The organism is Nocardia sp. NPDC003963, assembly GCF_053605105.1.
The window spans coordinates 17,946-37,737 of the sequence record NZ_JBSGIP010000023.1 but is presented as its reverse complement, the minus strand read 5'-3'; the positions used below and the strand labels follow the sequence as shown (position 1 = coordinate 37,737).

Here is a 19,792-nt window from a genome sequence, read left to right as displayed (position 1 = left end):
CGGCGCCGGGTCTCCCGGAGAGTGGGCGGGTCCCGGCCGGGCGCCTACCTCCCCCATCCGGTGCACCGGGGTCCGGTGGACCGCTGGTTCGACCCGGAATGCCCCGAATCGATAGTTCGTGACCGTGTCTGCCACAGTTTCTGCCCGCGTACCGGGCCGGTACTCGCCGCCTGATCGCGGTTCGGGCTCTCCCGTGGTGCGCGGACCCGGCGCGGTCGGCCCCGGACCGCCCGACGGGCAGGTCCGTCGCGTCTCAGCGCCGTTCGGGGTCCTGTTCCTTGACCCGCCGCTCGACTTCGCGCCAGCTCCCCGGGGTGGGGTGCGGGTAGTCGATCTGGTCGTCGCGTGCGGCCGCGACCAGAGCTTTCTCGGCCGCGTCGATATCGTCGATCAGCTGCTGGGCGAGGTCGCGTTCGGCCGCGTAGTAGCGTTGCGCCCATTTCAGCACGATCTGCGAATACGCCCAGCCGGGTTCGGATCTCGCAGCTTCGGAATCCACCGCGGCGCTGCGCTCCAGCCGTTCGGCATCGGCGATGTGGTCGCGCAGGATCTCTTTCAGCCGGTCCGGTGAACTCAGGTGCCCGAACATGACCCGCAGCATCACATGGTGTTTCAGCATGGGCGGGTCGACCGGCGAACTGTTGGTCCACGCGGTGACCGCGGCGCGTCCGGCCGCAGTGATCCGGTACAGGCGCCGGCCGCGCATGGCGTTGTCCGCGTCCACCCGCGAATGCGCGAATCCGTGCCGTTCGAGCTTCTTCAGCTCCGAGTAGATCTGGCTGTAGGACGGACTCCAATAGAAGTAGCGGATACTCCAGTCGGCCCATTTCTTCAGGTCGTACCCGGAGATCTCCTCCTCGTAGGAGAGCATGGCGAGCACCGCCCAGCTGGTCGGCGGCAGGTTGATCCGCGCCTGGTCGGGTTCGCTCGTCGTCATTCGCCGAATGCTATCAGTGGTCATATTCCGGTCCGGCATATGACTGCCGCTGAGCGGGCGGGCTCGCTGGGTATTCGCCCCCTCAGTCCAGCAGGTCGAAGCCCCTGTACTCGGCCGCCGCGACCTCGGCGATGATCTGGCCGTACACCCCGAAACCGCTCACGAACGGCATGAACACCCGCGGTTTGCCCGGGATGTTGGCGCCCAGGTACCAGGAGTTCGCCCGGGTCATCAGCGTCCCGGATGCCCGTTCGGCGCATTCGGCGACCCAGGCCGCGGCCGCGTCGGCGCGGGCCTCGAGCGCGCGCGCCCCGCGGGCACCCACGAACCCGATCGCCTCGGCCACCCAATCCACGTGCAGCTCCGAATGCAGCACCATATTGGCCAGAACCGACGGGCTGCCCGGACCGGTGAGGTTGAACAGATTCGGGAACCCGGGGATACCGAGCCCCAGATAGGTCGCCGGGCCCTCCCGCCAGGTCTCGTTCAGCGTCCGGCCGTCGCGCCCGGTGATCTCGATTCTGGACACCGACCCGGTCATCGCGTCGAAACCGGTGGCCAGCACCAGCGTATCCAGCGGGAAATACGACTCCGTGGTGTGCAGCCCGCCCGCGTCGATACGGTCGATCGGTGTCGCGCGCAGGTCCACCAGCTGCACGTTCTCCCGGTTGTAGGTCCGGTAGTAGTTCGTATCGGTGCAGATGCGTTTGGTGCCGATGGGATGGTCGCGGGGGATGAGCAGTTCGGCTACCCGGGGATCGTCTATCTCGGCGCGGATCTTCTCCTCCCAGAACAGCCGGGCGGTGTCGTTGGCACCGGGATCGCTCAGCTGATCGGGGAAGGTCTTGCTGAACAGCACACCGCCGAGCCGCCAGCGCTGCTCGTAGGCGGCGTGCCGTTCCGCGTCGCTCACCTCCAGCGCCGACTTCGGATGCGCGCGATGCGGCGATCCGCCGCCGCTGGTCATCGACAGCCGTCGCCGGTGCGCGTAGTTCGCCTTCTGGTCGCGGCGGATACCGTCGTCGAGCGCGGTGTTCCCGGCGGGAACGCTGTAGTTGGCGCTGCGCTGGAATACGTGCAGCCGCGCGGCTTCTTCGGCGAGTACGGGAATCGCCTGGATACCGGAGGAACCGGTACCGATCACGCCGACCCGCTGCCCGGTGAGATCGACCCCTTCGTGCGGCCACGCCGATGTGTGCAGCAGCCGCCCGGCGAAGGTGTCCAGCCCGGCGATGGCCGGTGTGTTGGCGTTCGACAGCGGTCCGGTGGCCAGCACCACGAACCGGGCCGTGACGGCGCTCCCGGTATCGGTGTCCACCTGCCAGGTCAGCGTCGATTCGTCCAGCGAGACAGCGGTGACCCGGGTGCCGAATTCGATATCGCGGCGCAGATCGAAGCGATCCGCCACATGTTCGAGGTAGGCCAGGATCTCCGGCTGTGCCGCGTACTTCTCGCTCCAATCCCATTCCTGCTGGAGCGCCTCGTCGAAGGAATAGGAGTAGTCCACGCTCTCCACATCGCAGCGGGCGCCGGGATAGCGGTTCCAGTACCACACCCCGCCCACCCCGTCGGCGGCCTCGAACACCCGCACCGTGAGGCCGCTGCCGCGGAACCGGTGCAGCGCGTACAGGCCCGCGATACCCGCGCCGACGACCGCCACATCGATGCGGGTCCGGCCGGGTGACGAGGGGGTTCCGGGGTTCACAGTGCCTCCAGCTGCTCGGGTGTCCGGTGCTCTGCTGCGACGGTAGGGACCACCCGCGCGTCCGGGACGCCCTTCTCCCGCTGACCGGCACATTCACCGGAGGCCGCCGGTTCTCCCGGTGACCGGGAGAAGCGTTCGCCCGCGCCGGATACCGGCCCTACCGTCGGCCTCGGCAGGAGCCGGCAGCGCGAGGAGGCGGTGGAGCAGTGGTGGACTTCGACGACGAAGTGGATGTGCTGGTGGCGGGGTCCGGCGGCGGCCTGGCCGGCGCCTACACCGCGGCGCGAGAGGGATTGTCGGTCGCGGTGGTGGAGGCGACCGACAAATTCGGTGGGACCACCGCGTATTCGGGCGGCGGCGGGGTCTGGTTCCCGTGCAACCCCGTGCTCGAGCGCGCCGGAACCGACGACACCCTCGACGACGCACTCACCTACTACCGCGCGGTCGTGGGGGACCGTACACCGCGCGAACTCCAGGAAACCTATGTGCGCCGGGGCCGTGATCTCGTCGAATACCTGGAGAGCGACGAGCATTTCGAATTCCAGATGTACCCCTGGCCCGACTATTTCGGCGCGGCTCCCAAGGCGCGACTGGACGGGCAACGCCATATCGTCCCGGTACCGTTACCGGCCGCCGAACTCGGTGAGCTGCGCGAACATCTGCGCGGCCCGCTCGATACCGACCGGCTCGGTGCCGCACCGCCGGAGATCCTGATCGGCGGGCAGGCGCTGATCGGCCGCTTCCTGCGCGCCCTGTCGACCTACCCGGAGGTCCGGTTGTACCGGAACGCCGCGCTGGTGGAATTGATCGTCGAGGACGGCGCGGTGCTCGGCGCGCGGATCGAACGGCCCGACGGGACCATCGCGATCCGCGCCCGGCGTGGAGTGGTCCTGGCAGCGGGCGGGTTCGAGGGCAACGCGGAGATGCGCGGCCGCTACGGGGTGCCCGGCGCCGCCCGCGACACCATGGGACCGCCCGGAAACCAGGGCCGGGCGCATCAGGCGGGTATCGCCGCCGGCGCCGATACCGATCTGATGGATCAGGCGTGGTGGTCGCCCGGACTCACCCATCCGGACGGGCGATCGGCGTTCGCGCTGTGGTTCACCGGCGGGATCTTCGTCGACCAGGACGGTAGGCGGTTCGTCAACGAATCCGCGCCCTACGACCGGCTCGGCCGGGCGGCGATCGAACGGCTGCGCGCGGGCACCCTGACTCTTCCGTACTGGATGATCTACGACGACCGCGACGGCGCCCGGCCGCCGGTGCAGGCCACGAACGTATCGATGGTCGAAACCGAGAAGTACGTGGCCGCCGGGTTGTGGCATACCGCCGACACCCTGGCGGAATTGGCGGCGATCATCGGCGTACCGGCCGCGAACCTCGTCGAAACCGTCGAGCGGTACAACGCGATGGTCGCGGCGGGCGCCGATACCGATTTCGGCCGCGGCGACGAGGCCTACGATCGCGCGTTCTCCCAGGGCGAGCTGCCGCTGGTACCGATCGAGCGCGGCCCGTTCCACGCCGCCGCGTTCGGTCTGTCCGACCTGGGCACCAAGGGCGGATTGCGGACCGATACCGCGGCCCGCGTACTCGATCGCGATGGCACTCCGATTCCCGGTCTGTACGCCGCGGGTAACACCATGGCCGCGGTCAGCGGCACCGTCTACCCCGGCGGCGGCAATCCGATCGGCGCCTCCATGCTGTTCGGCCATCTCGCCGTACTCGACATCCTCGGCCGCTAGCGCCGCTCGTCACGGTGGTCGCACCGTGGAACCCCGACCGGAACAGGAATACCCCGATGCCCGAACCCGAACAGATCCGCGCGGCCGTCCGCCGCTACCTCGATACCGTCGCCACCGGAACGGCGGCCGATATCGCCGCCCTCTACGACGAGAACGCCACCCTGGAGGACCCGGTGGGCAGCCCGTCGCACACCGGCCGGGCGGCCATCGAGAAGTTCTACGGAAGCCTCGAATCCGCGCGCCGCAGTACCGAACTGCTCAGCCTCCGGGTGAGCGGTGACAATGCCGCGTTCGGTTTCCGGGTGGTCACCGAAACCGGTGATCAGACCATCACCGTCGAGCCCATCGACGTCATGACCTTCGACGAGAACGCGCGGATCACCAGTATGCGCGCGTTCTGGTCCGCCGCGGACATCAGCTTCGGCTGAGTACCGGCTCCACGAGAAAAGAGATATCCGTGTCCCCTACCGAACAGCACTGGGATCACGAGGTGGACTTCCTGGTCGTGGGCAGCGGCGCCGGTGGTCTGACCGCCGCGCTGGCCGCCGCCGATCGGGGCTCCGACACCCTGGTCATCGAGAAGGCCGCCTACTACGGCGGCAGTACGGCGCTGTCCGGCGGCGGGGTCTGGGTACCGAACAACCCGGTGCTGCTGCGCGAGGGGCTGGGTGATTCTCGCGCCGAGGTACGCGCCTACCTGGACGCGGTGGTCGGCGACCGAGTGCCCTCGGCCAATCTCGACGCGTTCATCGACGAGGGCCCGGCGATGCTCGATTTCCTGGAGAGCACCGGACCGCATATGCGTTTCCAGTGGTGCACCGGCTATTCCGACTACCACCCGGAGGCGCCCGGCGGACGTCCCGCCGGACGTTCGATCGAACCGCTGCCGGTGGATCTGAAGAAGCTCGGCGCCGAGGAGGCGTACCTGCGTCCGGCCGCGCTGGCCACCCCGCCCGGGTTGTTCATCACCTCCAAGGATTTCGTCCAGCTGAATATGGTGACCCGGACCTGGAAGGCGCGGTGGACCGCACTGCTCACCGGTCTGCGCGCGGTGAAAGCTGTGGTGCTGCGGCGGAATATGGATACGCTCGGCCGCGCCCTGATCGCCCGGTTGCGGCTGGCCCTGCGTGACGCCGGAGTACCGCTGTGGCTGAAGACCCCGATGCGTTCGCTGATCACCGACGAGGCGGGCACGGTGCTGGGCGTGGTGGCCGAACGGGACGGCCGCGAGATACGTATCCGGGCCCGCGCCGGAGTACTGCTCGCGACCGGCGGTTTCGAGTACAACCAGGCCCTGCGCGAACAGTATCTGCCCGCCGGGGGCCGCGATAATTTCAGCGCCGCCTCCGCCGACAACACCGGTGACGGGATCACGGCGGGCGAACGGGCCGGCGCCGCGGTGGATCTGATGGACGACGCCTGGTGGATGCCCTCGTTCCAGCGGCCCGACGGGATCAATCAGGTCCTGGTGTCGGAACGGTCGATCCCGCGGTCGATCATCGTCGACGGCTCCGGTGTCCGGTTCACCAACGAAGCCGCACCCTATGTCACGTTCGTCCACGCGCAGCTGGCCGGTGGCCACGATCCGGCCTGGCTGGTGTTCGACGGGAAGGCCAAGAGCCGCTACCCGATCGGCGGCCTGCTGCCCGGCCAGAAGTTCCCGGCCGACTGGCTCTCCGCCGGACTGGTGCGCAGCGCGGCCACCATCGGTGGACTCGCCGACGCGATCGGGGTTCCCGCGGCGGTATTCGAAGCGACCGTGCGCCGGTACAACGAATCCGTCCGGGGCGGCCGGGATACCGAGTTCGCGCGCGGGGAAAGCGCCTACGACAACTACTACGGCGACCCGAGCCTGCCGCACCCCACCCTCGACTTCCTCGACCACGGCCCGTTCTACGCATTGCGGATCCGCATCGGGGACCTGGGCACCAAGGGCGGTCTGGTGTACAACGAGAAGGCCCAGGTACTGCGTGCCGACGGTTCGGTGATCGACGGCCTGTACGCCGTCGGCAACACCTCGGCCGCGGTCATGGGCAACGACTACGCGGGCGCGGGCGCCACCATCGGCCCCGCGATGGTGTTCGGCTATATCGCCGCCCGCCACGCCGCGACGAAGGAGTGACCGTGCAGCCCGTACAGTGCGCCAACTGCGGTAACCGAGTGCTGGTGGAGAAGTTCAGCCCCAGCCACACCAGCGTGCAATGGCTCGACGACGCCGAATCCGCCTGTCCCGAATTCGCCCGCCGGGCGGCCCTGGGCGAGCCCAGCAAATGGATTCCGACCTGCCCGGCGCTGCGCGATTCGATCGAGCGGGCCGTCGCCGACGGTGCGCTGCCCACCGACGAACACCGCCGCGAGCCCGTGCCGGGCCGGCTCGGCTGAATCGGCGCGACGACCGCTCACCGGGAACACCGGGTGAGCGGTCGCCGCGCAACTGGCAGCGTGATCGGGAGAAGTACGCCGAGAGGGAGGTTGACGATGGCATCGGATTCCATTGCCGAGCACGAGTTGCGGGAAATACGTACCGACGCCGGGGTGCTGCGCTATTACGAGGCAGGCTCGGGAACACCACTGCTGCTGTTGCACGGTTCCGGACCGGGAGTCACCGGCTGGCGTAATTTCCGCGGCAATCTCGATTTCTTCGCCGAACGGTTCCGCACCCTGATCCTGGAATTCCCCGGGTTCGGCGTCAGCGACGATTTCGGTGGCCACCCGATGATCACCGCCCTGGACTCGGTGGTCCGGTTCGTCGACGCGCTCGGCCTCGACCGGGTCGATATCGTGGGCAACTCCATGGGCGGTGGGGTCGCGCTGAACTACGCGATCGCCCATCCCGACCGGGTCGGCAAGATCGTGACCATCGGCGGTATCGGCAAGAATCTCTTCAGCCCCGGTCCGGGCGAGGGGATCCGGCTGCTCCAGGAGTTCACCGAGAACCCCACCCGGGAACATCTGATCGCCTGGTTGCACTCGATGGTCTACGACCCGGCGCTGGTCACCGAGGAGATGATCGAGGAACGCTGGACCCAGGCCACCGACCCGGCCACGCTGGACAGCGCCCGCCGCATGTACAGCCGGGCCGCGTTCACGGCGATGGTGCGCGCCATGGACGCCGCGGACGCGCCGCCGCCCTGGGCGATGCTGCACCGGGTGAAGGCGCCGACGCTGGTGACCTGGGGCCGGGACGACCGGGTCAGCCCGCTCGATATGGCCCTGCTGCCGATGCGCACCATCCCGCGCGCCGAACTACACGTGTTCCCCGATTGCGGCCACTGGGCCATGATCGAGCAGAAGGCCGCCTTCGAATCCGCGGTCATGGCCTTCCTGACCCGCAAGGACTGAAGTCCCGGCCCGGCGCCGCGACGCGCGCCGACGATATCGATTCGCGCGTCGCGACCCCGAACCGTGTGCTTCACCGTGTCGTGGAATATCCGCCGGGCAGCTTTCTTTCGGCCAGGCGTGCGATGAAGGCGTCGGAGTCCACGACGGCTCGCCGGTGGGATCCCGCGCCGATCGGTCCGGATTCGTCGTGACAGGAGACCTCGAAGCGAAGGCTGCGGCCGGCTGCCTCGACCAGGGTGACGGTGGCGGTGACGGTCCTGCCCTCCGGGGTCGCCGCGGTATGGCCGATATCGACGTGGGTGCCGACGGTGCGCTGGTGACCGGGCAGGTAGGGCCGCAGTGCGGTGATGCAGGTCTGTTCGATGAATCCGATCATCATGGCTGTCGCGAACACCGGTGGCATATCGGCGAAACCCGGCCAGTCGGGGTCCACATGGGGCACGGTGTGGCGGGCGGTGACGACCATGGTCTCGCGATAGGTGAGACCGACGGGCGGGATGACAGGTTGTGGTGTGCTCACAGGATCCCCAATCGCATGACGACAGGCCAGCTGACCTGTCGGGTTGTCGTGGGATCGCCCCACAGTTCGGTCATTTCGGCGGCGAACGAGTGCAGGACCGCGGTATCGCCGGCGTCTCCGGCGCGCCGGACCGCCGACCAGGTCGAGATATAGCCCAGCATGTCGGGCAGGGTCCAGTTCTTCTCGATCCGCATGGGCGGTGCCGGGTATTCGTCGAACGGGAAATCGATCTCGGCGTATCCGGTGTCGACGAGCGCGCGCTCCGGCGGCCAGTAGGGTCCGATCTCGCTGCGGTAGAAGCGGTCGAATCGCGGCGCCAGATCGGGATCCGGGCGCATCACCCCGTAGCTGATCAACGCGAGCACCGCTTCCGGGGCCGCGATCCGGCGGGCCTCGGCGTAGAAGGCCGGCCGGTCGAACCAGTGCGCGGCCTGAGCGGCGGTGATCAGCGACGCGCTCCGGTCCGGGACCGGGAGGTCCTCGGCCGGGGCCCGCAGGTAGCGGACCCGTTCCCGGCGCCGGGCGTGCGCGATCTGATCGGCACTGGGATCGATACCGATCACGGCATCGAAGAAGGAGGCGAGCCGGGTGGTCAGCTGACCGCTGCCGCAGCCGATATCGACGGCGAGGTCGGTGGCCGGTGCCAGTGCGGCCAGCAACATCGCCAGCCGCGCCGGATACTCGGGCCGGAACCGCGCATACGCCTGCCCGCCGCGGTCGAACCAGTTCGCCACGGTCGTCGCCGCGTCACCCGGTGCGGTCTGCGCGCTGTCGCGGTGCCCGGCCGCGTGGATCCTGGCCGCGAAACCCTCGCTCTCCAGCGCGGTCGCGGTATCGGTGAGGACCCGCCGGATCGGGAATCCGGTATCGCGTTCCAGCTCGATCACCGCGGCGAAGGTCGCCGCCCAGTGCGGTGTCAACGCCTCGACCAGTTCCCGGCCCGCGGCGGTGAGCCGGATACCGCTCTTGCGTCCGTCCGGGAGTTGCTCGCGGACGACCAGTCCGTCGGCCACCATCTGGCCGACAGCCTGGCTGACCGCGCCTTGGGTCACCTGGGTCAGGGAGGTGATGCCGGTGACGGTCTCCGCGCCCGCGTTCATGGCCCGGAGGACCGGCGTGTACCGCGGCCGATACGACATGCCCAGCGACTCGTACACCTCCCCGGCGCCCCGGTCGATCAGTTCACCGACATATCGGAGCAGCTCGCCGAGCCCGGGTGGAGGTCGCACGATCATGAACCCATATTACATTAGCGCTAATGTACCTTCGGTCTCCGATCGCGGGCGCGCGGAACGGAACCGGCACCCACCACGGATATATCGAGCGATTCGCGCGGGAAGCGGTGACACGCGGCCTGCCGCCGGCGGCTCGGTTCCGCTAGCGCTGGGTGCTGCCGGCGTCGACCGGGAGGGTGATCGCGGTGATGTAGCGGGCCTCCTCCGAAGCCAGGAACAGCGACGCGTTCGCGATATCGACCGGTTCCACCCAGGGGATCGGCAGCAGGTTCATGGTTTTCGCGGCTTCCGCGAACTCCTCGCGGGTGGGGTTCTCCCGATCCGGCCGGAACGATCGGCGGACCATATCGTTCTGGATCATCGGGGTGTCCACATTGGTGGGGTGCACCGAGTTCACCCGGATTCCGTGCGGCGCCAGTTCCTGGGCCAGCGACCGCATCAACCCGACCACACCGTGTTTGGCGGCCGTATAGTGGGCCACCCCGACCAAACCGCGCAGGCCCGCGATCGAACTGGTGAGGATCATCGACCCGCTGCCGCGCGCGACGAGATGCGGCGCTGTCGCCTTGCAGGTCTGCCAGACGCCGGTCAGGTTGATATCCAGCATCGTCCGCCACTGCTCTTCGGTGAGTTGCAGACCGGGCGCGCTGGAAGTGATCCCGGCCGTCGCGCACACCACATCCAGGCCGCCGAATTCGTCCACCGCCCGGTCGGCCACCGCCCGCAGCGCCGCACCGTCGCGGACATCGGCGGTGGCGGCCACGATTCGCGCCCCGGTCTGCTCGACGGCGCGCACGGTCTGCTCGAGATCCGCCGGCGTCGCCGGTGGGACGACGACGGTCTCCACCGGTCCGCAGAGATCGAGCGCCACGATATCGGCGCCCTCCTCGGCCAGCCGGATCGCCTGTGCCCGGCCGATTCCCCGTGCCGCGCCGGTGACCAGCGCTACCTTGCCCGAAACCCGTCCCATCTCACACCTTCTGAGTAAGTCCGGCGTCCACGACGAGCTGGATCCCGGTGACGTACCGGGACTCGTCGGACGCGAGGAACAACACGGCATTGCTGATATCCACCGGCTCCACCCAGGGCACCGGCAGGATCGTCCGTTCCGCGAGGACCCGGGCCGCATCGTCACGGGTCGGATTCGGCAGGTCCGGCAGTAATTTCGCGTAGACGTCGTCGTTCAGGATCATCGGGGTCGCCACCGAACCCGGGTGCACGGTGTTCACCCGGATCCCCTGCGGGCCGAGTTCGTTGGCCAGGGTCCGGGCCAGGCCGACCACGGCGTGTTTGCTCGCCGAATAGTGCGCGGCCGAAGCACCACCCTTGACGCCGTTGGTGGAACCGACGATCACGATCGAAGCACCCGCGCCCAGATGCGGCCCGGCCGCCCGGACGGTATGCCAGACCCCGGTCAGATTGATATCGAGGGCGCGCTGCCAGGCATTGTCGGAAAGTTCCCAGGTCGGCGCCAGATCCGCGTACACCCCGGCGTTCGCGACCACCACATCGAGGCGGCCCAGATGTATCACGCCCGAATTGACGGCTTCCTCGACCGCCAGCGGATCGCGTACATCGGCGAAACCGGTGACGCACCGGCGGCCGAGTCCCGCCACCTCCTCGGCCACCGCGACCAGGCCGGCCGCGTTCTCCGCGAGGTCGAGCGCGATGATATCGGCGCCCTCCTCGGCCAGCCGCCGGCAATGGGCGCGACCCATCCCGCCGGCCGCCCCGGTCACCACAGCCACCCGGTTCTGCAAGCGCGTCATCGCGTGCCCGGCGGCGAATACCGTATCCATGCCGGCGACGGTAGGTCCGCCGGATTTCCCGCGGCCCCGCTCCTCCCGGTCACCGGACCGTGACCGAGGCCGCTCCCGCTGGGCGGGAACGGCCTCGTCGAGCAGGTCCGCCGCGGCTTAGGGGACGATGACCGCCCGGCCGCGTAGTGTTCCGGCGGCGAGCCGGCGGTACGCCTCGGGGCCGTCGTCCAGGCTGAACCGTTCGGTCGCGATATCGAGGACCCCGGCATGCGCGAGATCGATGAGTTCGATCAGTTCGGCGCGGGCGCCCCAGTACGGTGAAGTCGCGGCCGCCTCGTACGGGCTCACCCCGAACCCGACCCGCGCGGCGGATTTTCCGTCGCCGATACCGACGATGGTCACATCGGAATCCACTCCGGCCACCGCCATGGCGGTATCGATGGTCGGCTGGTAACCCACGAAATCCAGTACCAGGCTCGCCCCGCCCGGTCCGGTGATCTTCCGGACGTTCGCGGCGGCGTGCTCGTCGGAGAGCACGGCCTCGTGCGCCCCCACCGACCTGGCGAAATCGAGTTTCTCGTCGTTGACGTCCAAGGCGACGACGCGGGTGGAGGACAGATACCGCAGCAGTTGGATGGCCACATGACCGAGACCGCCGCTACCGATCACCACCGTCCACGAACCCGGGCGGAGCTTGTCCAGGGAACGTTTGATGGCGTGATAGGGGGTCAAGCCGGCATCGGTGAGCGGTACGGTCGCCACCGGGTCGAGATCGCCGATGGGCACCAGGTGGCGCGGTGAATCGACGATCAGGTATTCGGCGATGGCACCCGGTGAGCCCAGGCCGGGCGGCATGATGCCCAGCTCGGCGGCCCGGGAACAATAGTTCTCCAGACCCTGTGCGCAGAACCAGCAGTTCCCGCAGCCCCAGGGGCCGTAGACGACGACATTCGTGCCGATATCGATTCCGCGCACCCCTTCGCCGAGCGCGGCGACCTGCCCGGCACCCTCGTGCCCGAGGGTCAGGGGCAGCTCGATACCGAACTGTTCCGGCGGGTTGTTCATGACGAAATCGTCGGAATGGCAGACCCCCGCCGCAGTCACCCGGAGCAGGACCTCGCCGGGACCGGGTTCGGGGGTGGGGATCTCGCGGACCTCGGGTTCGGCCCCGACTGTCACGTATTGCAATGCCTTCATAGCGCCTGTCCTCTCCGAGCCGAGCGACTGGGTGCGTACTGGTGGAACGGCAGCGAACGTGCGGGTACAGCAACTGCGACCAGGCTAGCCGGGCCGCGCCGAACCGGGGGCTTCCACGCGCCCGGTCGAGCACGGCCGCGATATGAGCGCCAGGTGTTCCGGGTGGGTCGGAGCTTCCAGGAGCAGGCCGGCGTTGTGGAACGGCCGAACCGGCCGGTTACGGGCAGTGGTGCGGAGTCCGGCCGGAAGTCCCGGGCCGGGGCCGGTCAGCGCCGGCCCGGTGGGCGGATACCGGTGTACCAGTCGAGCAGGGCCGGGTCGTCGACGGCGCTGCGTTCGACCACGCGCGCCGGGTCGGCGCCCTGGAACAGGCGTTTGATCGGAACCTCGAGCTTTTTACCGGTACGGGTGTGCGGTACCGCCGGGGCGAGGATTATCTCGTCCGGGACGTGCCGCGGTGACACCTCGGTGCGGATCACCTCGTTGATCCGGCCGCGCAGTTCATCGGTCAGTTCGGCGCCGGGAACCGGCACGACGAACAGCGGCATCCAGTACCCGCCGTCGGGTTGTTCGGCGCCGATGATCAGGGCCTCGGCCACCTCCGGCAGCCGCTCGACCGCCTGATAGATATCGGCACTGCCCATACGGATCCCGTGCCGGTTCAGCGTGGAATCCGAACGGCCGTGCACCACCACGCTGCCGCGGCCGGTCAGCGTGATCCAGTCGCCGTGTCGCCACACGCCGGGATAGGTGTCGAAGTAGGCGTCGTGGTAGCGAGCGCCGTCGGGGTCGCGCCAGAAATAGATCGGCATCGACGGCATGGGGGTGGTGACGACCAGTTCGCCCACCTCGCCGCGGACCGGCTGCCCGACCTCGTCGTAGGCGTCCAGGGCGACACCCAGATAGGGCGCCGACAATTCGCCCGGCCAGACCGGTACGGTGCGCACCCCACCGGCGAACGCCGAAACGACATCGGTACCACCGCTGATGGAGGCGACCGGGACGTTCCCGGCATTGTCGCGCAGCCACAGCGCGGACGCCGCGGGCAGCGCGGAACCGGTGATCCCGATGAGCCGCAGGGCCGACAGATCGTGTTCGGTCCGCGGTACCGCGCCCGCCTTCATACAGCCCAGCACATAGCCCGGGCTGGTACCGAGCACCGTGGCGTGGGTGCGGGCGGTGATCTCCCAGAGCGTATCCGGCTCGGGGTGGGCGGGGCTGCCGTCGTAACAGACGATGGTCGCCCCGGCGAGCAGACCGGCCACCTGGAAGTTCCACATCATCCAGCTCGGGCTGGTGTACCAGAAGAACGTATCCTGGGGACCGATATCCGACTGTAGGACAATGGCTTTGAGATGTTCGAGCAGTACGCCGCCGTGCCCGTGCACGATCCCTTTGGGCAGGCCGGTGGTGCCGGAGGAGAAGACGATCCACAGCGGATGCGCGAAATCGAGGGTCTCGGTTTCCGGGAGCGGATCGCCACCGGCCGGGTCGGTCGCGACCGACCACGGTGTGCTGCCGGGGATCTCGACACCCAGTCGCGACACCACCACCGTGGCGCGGACCGTGTCCAGACCGGCGCGCAACGCGGCGATATCCGCGCTCTTGTCGTGCACCTTCCCGCCGTACCGATACCCGTCGGCGGTCACCAGGACCACGGGCTCCAACTGGCCCAGCCGATCCAGCGCCGCCTTGGCCGTATAGTCCTGCCCGCAGGCGCTCCAGACCGCGCCGATCGCCGCGGTACCCAGGAACGCCACGACTGTTTCGGTGATATCGGGCAGATAGCCGACCACTCGGTCACCGGGCCGGACACCGAGCCCGCGCAGGGTCCGGGCGAAAGCCGCCACCCGGGCCGTCAACTCCGCCCACGAAGTTTCGACGATCTCTCGGCTGCCCTCGGTGGCCTGCAGAATCGCCGGACGATCGGTGCGTGCCCGGGCGACCACCCGATCCACATAGTTCACAGTGGTCCCGGGAAACCAGCGCGTCCCCGGCATCTCGGGACACGGCAGCACCTCACCGGCGATCGGCCCGAGATCGAAATACTCCCAGACTGCCAGCCAGAACTCGGCCGTATTGTCCACCGACCACTGCCACAGCGTCCGGTAATCGGGCAGATCCACACCCGAACGTGTGGCGACGAAGCGGGCGAAATCGGTGACCCTGGCGTCGGCGATATCCCGATCGGTCGGTACCCACTGTGGTTCCACCGGCAGAAACCCTTCTGTGTTTATTTGCCCCGCCTTCGGCGGGGCGGGTGGGGCCCTATTAACCCCGGTTCTTCACTCCGCCGCTCAGTCGCTTCGCTCCTTCGCTCTGTCGCTCCAGGACCGGGGCGGGCCCCACCCACTGAGGTGGAGTGTTCGGAGTAAGGGGGAGGGGGTTTGCGGGTGGGGGTGCGGTCATCTGTGTGGTTCGTGTCGGGTGCTCGATGGTCGGGTCGGGTCTGTGCGGGCGAAGCCGTGTGTTCGGTTGTGCCGAACCTTGTTCCTTCGTTCGATAGCCGGCCCGGTCACGGATGTGGGGTAGCCCGGAACAGAGGGGAGGTGTGCTGTGTCCGGGCCTGGTGGGTTCATTTCACTGTAGGTGTTCGGTGCTCGCTGTTCTACGGACTGTTTCCGGGTGCGCACTTTCCGGTGGGGACTGCGCGGTTGTCTACCCTTGTGCCCGCTGCAGGAGTTGTTCGGCGTGACGCAGCAGGGGGGCATCCACCATCTTGCCCTCGTAGGTGAAGACTCCGCGGTGGTTCGGAGCCGCGGTCAATACGCCCCGCGCCCAGTCGAGTTCCGCGGGGGAGGGGGCGTAGGCGGCGCGGATGACCGGGATCTGGGCGGGATGGATGGCGACCTTGATATCGAAACCGACCGCCACCGCGTCCTCGGCCTCGGCACGCAGGCCGTCGAGGTCGCGGATGTTCAGGTACACCATGTCCAGGGCGAGTCGCTGGTGTGCCTTGGCGGCCAGCAGACCGGTGCTGCGCAGATGCAGTGCCACATCGCGATAGCTGCCGTCGGACCGGCGGGTGCCGGTGCCGCCCATGGCGGCCACCAGATCCTCCACTCCGCACATCACACCGCGGGTATTGGCGGCCGTGGCGATCTGCTGGATCTCCAGGGCACCCAGCGGCGTCTCGATCAGCGCGAGCACCTGGTACCCGGACAATCCGGTGACCTGATGGATGGACTCGGTCTTGGGCAGCATGACCAGGCGGTAGCCGGTGCGGCGCAGGGCTTCCAGGTCCGGTTCGTGGTCGGGGGTGCCCACCGGATTGACCCGGACCACGGTGGTCGCGGGGTCGAGCGGAGTGTCCACGAGGGCAGTGCGGGCGGCGGGTTTATCGGCCGGGGCCACGCCGTCCTCGAGATCGAGGATCACCACATCGGCGGCCGCGGCGGCCTTGCGGTAGCGCTCCGGGCGGTCGGCGGGGCAGAACAGCCACGCCGGTCCGGGGGATTGCCAGGCGGCGTCGGTGCTGGGCTGAGTGTTCACCGGTCGTACCTTCCCCGTTCGCCGGTCGCGGACCTCATACCGGCTCCCCGGCCGGGCGCAACCGGATCAGCGCGTTGCGGACGGCCACCCCGACCACCGTGCCGTGCTGATTCCGGGCCACATGACGGAAGGTGACCACACCTTGGCCGGGCCGGCTCTTCGATTCCCGTTTGTCGAGTACCACGGTCTCGGTGTACACGGTGTCGCCGTGGAACAGCGGCGCCGGGAACTTCACCTCTTCGAAGCCCAGGTTGGCGACCGTGGTGCCCTGGGTCAGATGCGCGACCGCCTGCCCGATCATGGTGCCCAGAGTGAACAGCGAATTGACCAGACGCTCGTGGAACGGCTCCTGGGCGTCACTGAAAGCCTTGTCGATATGCAGACCCTGAGTGTTCATGGTCAGCGTGCTGAACAGCACATTGTCGGTTTCGGTCATGGTCCGGCCGGGCCGGTGCTCGTAGAGCACCCCGGTCTCGAGTTCCTCGAACCACAGACCGGTCTGCACGACCCGTTTCAGGCCGGCGGTGTCGTGGTCGACATCCTTGGTGATCTTCTCGCCGCTCACAGGCCGAGCTCCCGTCCGATCAGCATGAGTTGTACTTCCGTGGTGCCCTCGCCGATTTCGAGGATCTTGCTGTCCCGGTAGTGCCGGGCCACCGGGTATTCGTTCATGAACCCGTAGCCGCCGAAGATCTGGGTGGCGTCGCGGGCGTTGTCCATGGCGGCCTCACTGGCCACCAGCTTGGCGATGGAAGCCTGCTTCTTGAAGGGCTTTCCGGAGAGCATGAGCGCGGCGGCGTCGTAGTAGGCGGTGCGGGCGGTATGGGCGCGCGTCTCCATCCGCGCGATCTTGAACGCGATCGCCTGGTTGCTGCCGATCGTCTTCCCGAAAGCTTCCCGCTCTCCGGCATAGCGCACACATTCGTCCACACAGCCCTGGGCGGCGCCGACCGACAGGGCCGCGATGGCGATCCGGCCCTCGTCGAGGATGCGCAGGAAGTTGGCGTAACCGCGGCCGCGTTCGCCGAGCAGGTTCTCCTGGGGCACCCGCACGTCGTCGAAGCTGAGCGGGTGGGTGTCCGAGGCGTTCCAGCCGACCTTGTTGTAGGCGGGTTCGGCGGTGAATCCGGGAGTATCCGCGGGGACCAGGATGGTGGAGATCTCCTTCTTGCCGCCGGTCTGCCCGGTCACCGCGGTCACGGTGACCAGGGCGGTGATATCGGTGCCGGAGTTGGTGATGAACTGTTTGTTGCCGTTGATCACCCAGCTGTCCCCGTCTTCGACGGCGGTGGTGCGGGTCCCGCCCGCGTCGCTGCCCGCGCCCGGCTCGGTGAGTCCGAACGCGCCGAGGTTCTGCCCGCTCGCCAGGCGCGGCAGCCACTCCTGTTTCTGTTTCTCGTCACCGAAGCGGTAGATCGGCATCGCACCGAGCGAAACGCCTGCCTCCAGGGTGATGGCCACGCTCTGATCGATTTTGCCGAGTTCCTCGAGGGCCAGGCAGAGCGCGAAATAGTCGCCGCCCATCCCGCCGTACTCCTCCGGGAACGGCAGCCCGAACAGGCCCATCCGCGCCATCCCCGCCACGACCTCGTACGGGAAACTGTGCTCGGCATCGTGTTTCGCCGCCACGGGGGCGACCACCTGGTTCGCGAAATCCCGCACGGTCAGCGCCAGGTCGCGGTAGTGCTCGGGCAGTGTGCCGGTGGAGAGGAAATCGGTCACCTGTGCCTCATCTCGTTCTCGGGGACGGTTTCGCCGGTGCGCGCACCGGAATCAGTTCGGGGCGGGTTCTTCGGCGGTCGCGGGCTCCGGCTCGGTGCCGGACGCCGGTTCCGGATGCACGCGCGCGAGGACCTCGTCGAGCCGCACCGAAGCGCCCGCGGTCACGAGTATCTCGACGGTGCCGGCCAGTGGCGCGGTGAGCGAATGCTCCATCTTCATGGCCTCGACCACCAGGATCGACTCGCCCGCGGCCACCGTTCTCCCGGATTCCGCCGATACGGCGAGCACCGTTCCCGGCATGGGGCTGCGGATCTCGGCGTCGTGCGCCGCGACGTCACCGGCGCGCACGGATTCCTCGGCGAGTTCGCGCAGCGACGCGATTCCGGAGTCACCGGCGACCCAGATCGCGGCATCGGATTCGGCGACCCGGTAGTCGCGACGGATACCGTCGAGGGTGAGGGTCACGGTATGCACCGCGGCGCCGGTGGGCAGCCCGTCCGTAGCCTCATCCGGACCGAGTACGGCTGTCGCGGAAGCGATTTCGCTGTCTTCGATCCGGATCCCGGCACTGCCGGGAGTGCCGGTGAGATGGACGTGCACCACCCGGTCCCCGCCCGCCAGCCGGATCCGGATCGGTGCCTGCGCCCCGACCCGCCAGCCGGTCGGATACGCCCACGGATCGGCCGGACCCACCGGCCAGCGGCGCAACCACCGGTAGACCGCCGCGGCAGCGAAGATATCGTCGGTGACCGGTGGCGCGCGGAAATCACCGGCCCGCCGGTCCAGCAACGCGGTGTCGAGCCGGCCCGCCGCCACATCCGGATCGGCCAGCAGGAACCGCAGGAAGTCGATATTGGTCCGGACCCCGAGCAGGACGGTATCGGCGAGCGCGCGGTCCAGGGTGGCCAGCGCGGCCGCGCGGTCGTGCCCGTGCGCGACGACCTTGGCGAGCATGGGGTCGTAGTCGCTGCCGACCACCGTGCCCACCGCCGATCCGGAATCCACCCGGACCCCGGGCCCGCCGGGTTCGGCCAGGTCCAGGACGGTACCGCCGGTCGGCAGGAAATCGCGGGTGGGATCCTCGGCGTACACCCGGGCCTCTACCGAATGCCCGTGCAGGCGGATATCGTCCTGGGCCGCCCGGATCTGCTGGCCGGCGGCGATCCGGACCTGGCATTCCACCAGATCGAATCCGGTGACCATCTCGGTGACCGGATGTTCCACCTGCAGGCGGGTGTTCATCTCCATGAAGAAGAATTCGCCGGGCCGATCGGCGGAGACGATGAATTCCACCGTCCCCGCCCCCACGTAGTCGACACTGCGCGCGGTGGCACAGGCCGCGGCCCCGATCCGGGCGCGGGTGGCGGGGTCGAGCAGGGGCGACGGCGCTTCCTCGATCACCTTCTGGTGCCGCCGTTGCAGACTGCATTCGCGTTCGCCCAGGTGCAGGACGGTGCCGTGGGTATCGGCCAGGATCTGTACCTCGATATGCCGGGGCCGGGTGACGAAGCGTTCCAGGAACAGGGTGTCGTCACCGAACGCCGACGCGGCCTCGCGCCGGGCGCTGACCAGCGCCGCGGGCAGATCGGCGGGATCGTCGACCCGGCGCATCCCTTTGCCGCCGCCGCCCGCGGACGGTTTGACCAGTACGGGATAACCGATATCGGTGGCCGCGGCGACCAGCGCGGCATCGGTCAGCCCGGGTTCGGCGATTCCCGGGACCACGGGCACCCCGGACGCGGCGACCGTGGTCTTCGCGGTGATCTTGTCGCCCATGATCTCGATCGCCTTCGCCGGAGGGCCCAGGAAAACGATCCCGGCCGCGTCCAGCGCGGCCGCGAAAGCAGCATTCTCGGAAAGGAATCCGTAGCCGGGGTGCACCGCGCCGGCGCCGGTGCGGCGCGCGGCCTCGACGACCCGGCCGATGTTCAGATAACTCTCCCGGGCGGGTGCCGCCCCCAGCCGCACGGCGGTATCGGCGGCGCGTACATGCGCGGCTCCGACATCGGCATCGCTGTACACAGCGACCGAGCGCAGGCCCATGGTCCGCAGCGTCCGGATGACCCGCACCGCGATCTCACCGCGATTGGCCACCAGCACCGTGTCGAAGGGCAGCGGGAGATTCGAGTTCAACATGGTG

General features: G+C 68.6%; 17 protein-coding genes and 1 pseudogene. 6 read left to right on the top strand and 12 right to left on the bottom strand.

The genetic code is table 11. From position 1 onward, the window contains the following. Positions 1 to 39 precede the first annotated feature (39 nt). Positions 40 to 174, top strand: a pseudogene (locus tag ACWEWT_RS26575) (Dabb family protein); the annotation flags it as partial. A gap of 79 nt (positions 175 to 253) precedes the next feature. Here the strand turns inward: ACWEWT_RS26575 and ACWEWT_RS26570 are convergent. Then, complete coding sequence (locus ACWEWT_RS26570) at positions 254 to 937, bottom strand: PadR family transcriptional regulator (protein WP_452562925.1); 684 nt, start codon at positions 935 to 937, stop codon at positions 254 to 256. Between the two features lie 82 nt (positions 938 to 1,019). Next, positions 1,020 to 2,642, bottom strand: coding sequence for a flavin-containing monooxygenase (locus ACWEWT_RS26565; protein WP_452562924.1), 1,623 nt, complete (start codon positions 2,640 to 2,642; stop codon positions 1,020 to 1,022). Between the two features lie 206 nt (positions 2,643 to 2,848). On the opposite strand from ACWEWT_RS26565, the gene ACWEWT_RS26560 reads away from it, so the two are divergent. The 5 genes from ACWEWT_RS26560 (at position 2,849) to ACWEWT_RS26540 (ending at position 7,726) form a co-directional block, all read left to right on the top strand. After that, positions 2,849 to 4,384, top strand: coding sequence for an FAD-binding protein (locus ACWEWT_RS26560; protein ID WP_452562922.1), 1,536 nt, complete (start codon positions 2,849 to 2,851; stop codon positions 4,382 to 4,384). A 56-nt stretch (positions 4,385 to 4,440) separates the two neighbouring features. Continuing rightward, positions 4,441 to 4,812 carry a nuclear transport factor 2 family protein gene (locus ACWEWT_RS26555; protein ID WP_452562920.1) on the top strand — a complete coding sequence of 124 codons (372 nt, stop codon included), beginning with the start codon at positions 4,441 to 4,443 and terminating at the stop codon, positions 4,810 to 4,812. Between the two features lie 29 nt (positions 4,813 to 4,841). Continuing rightward, positions 4,842 to 6,506 (top strand): FAD-dependent oxidoreductase, encoded by a 1,665-nt coding sequence (locus tag ACWEWT_RS26550; RefSeq protein WP_452562918.1) that lies wholly within the window; start codon positions 4,842 to 4,844, stop codon positions 6,504 to 6,506. 2 nt (positions 6,507 to 6,508) lie between these two features. Then, a complete protein-coding gene (locus tag ACWEWT_RS26545; protein ID WP_452562917.1) occupies positions 6,509 to 6,766 on the top strand; it encodes a hypothetical protein in 258 nt (85 codons plus the stop codon). A 96-nt stretch (positions 6,767 to 6,862) separates the two neighbouring features. After that, positions 6,863 to 7,726, top strand: a complete 864-nt coding sequence (locus tag ACWEWT_RS26540) for an alpha/beta fold hydrolase (RefSeq protein WP_452562916.1) — start codon at positions 6,863 to 6,865, stop codon at positions 7,724 to 7,726. A 70-nt stretch (positions 7,727 to 7,796) separates the two neighbouring features. Here ACWEWT_RS26540 and ACWEWT_RS26535 read toward each other — a convergent pair whose 3' ends face one another. The 10 genes from ACWEWT_RS26535 to ACWEWT_RS26490 form a co-directional block, all read right to left on the bottom strand. Beyond that, on the bottom strand, positions 7,797 to 8,246 hold the full coding sequence (locus ACWEWT_RS26535) for a thioesterase family protein (RefSeq protein WP_452562914.1): 450 nt from the start codon (positions 8,244 to 8,246) through the stop codon (positions 7,797 to 7,799). Further along, positions 8,243 to 9,481, bottom strand: a complete 1,239-nt coding sequence (locus ACWEWT_RS26530) for a methyltransferase domain-containing protein (protein WP_452562913.1) — start codon at positions 9,479 to 9,481, stop codon at positions 8,243 to 8,245. The genes ACWEWT_RS26535 and ACWEWT_RS26530 overlap by 4 nt, the downstream gene beginning before the upstream one ends. 142 nt (positions 9,482 to 9,623) lie before the next feature. Further along, complete coding sequence (locus ACWEWT_RS26525; RefSeq protein ID WP_452562912.1) at positions 9,624 to 10,451, bottom strand: mycofactocin-coupled SDR family oxidoreductase; 828 nt, start codon at positions 10,449 to 10,451, stop codon at positions 9,624 to 9,626. Position 10,452: 1 nt separating this feature from the next. Then, complete coding sequence (locus ACWEWT_RS26520) at positions 10,453 to 11,250, bottom strand: mycofactocin-coupled SDR family oxidoreductase (RefSeq protein WP_452562989.1); 798 nt, start codon at positions 11,248 to 11,250, stop codon at positions 10,453 to 10,455. A 147-nt stretch (positions 11,251 to 11,397) separates the two neighbouring features. Next, positions 11,398 to 12,438, bottom strand: a complete 1,041-nt coding sequence (locus ACWEWT_RS26515; protein WP_452562911.1) for an NAD(P)-dependent alcohol dehydrogenase — start codon at positions 12,436 to 12,438, stop codon at positions 11,398 to 11,400. 266 nt (positions 12,439 to 12,704) lie between these two features. Further along, positions 12,705 to 14,651, bottom strand: coding sequence for an acetoacetate--CoA ligase (locus ACWEWT_RS26510; protein ID WP_452562910.1), 1,947 nt, complete (start codon positions 14,649 to 14,651; stop codon positions 12,705 to 12,707). A 445-nt stretch (positions 14,652 to 15,096) separates the two neighbouring features. Beyond that, positions 15,097 to 15,930 (bottom strand): HpcH/HpaI aldolase/citrate lyase family protein, encoded by an 834-nt coding sequence (locus ACWEWT_RS26505; protein WP_452562909.1) that lies wholly within the window; start codon positions 15,928 to 15,930, stop codon positions 15,097 to 15,099. Between the two features lie 34 nt (positions 15,931 to 15,964). Continuing rightward, positions 15,965 to 16,447 (bottom strand): MaoC family dehydratase, encoded by a 483-nt coding sequence (locus ACWEWT_RS26500; RefSeq protein WP_452562987.1) that lies wholly within the window; start codon positions 16,445 to 16,447, stop codon positions 15,965 to 15,967. 44 nt (positions 16,448 to 16,491) lie between these two features. Further along, positions 16,492 to 17,652 carry an acyl-CoA dehydrogenase family protein gene (locus tag ACWEWT_RS26495; RefSeq protein WP_452562908.1) on the bottom strand — a complete coding sequence of 387 codons (1,161 nt, stop codon included), beginning with the start codon at positions 17,650 to 17,652 and terminating at the stop codon, positions 16,492 to 16,494. Between the two features lie 51 nt (positions 17,653 to 17,703). Then, positions 17,704 to 19,788, bottom strand: a complete 2,085-nt coding sequence (locus tag ACWEWT_RS26490) for an ATP-binding protein (protein ID WP_452562907.1) — start codon at positions 19,786 to 19,788, stop codon at positions 17,704 to 17,706. Positions 19,789 to 19,792: the final 4 nt, after the last annotated feature.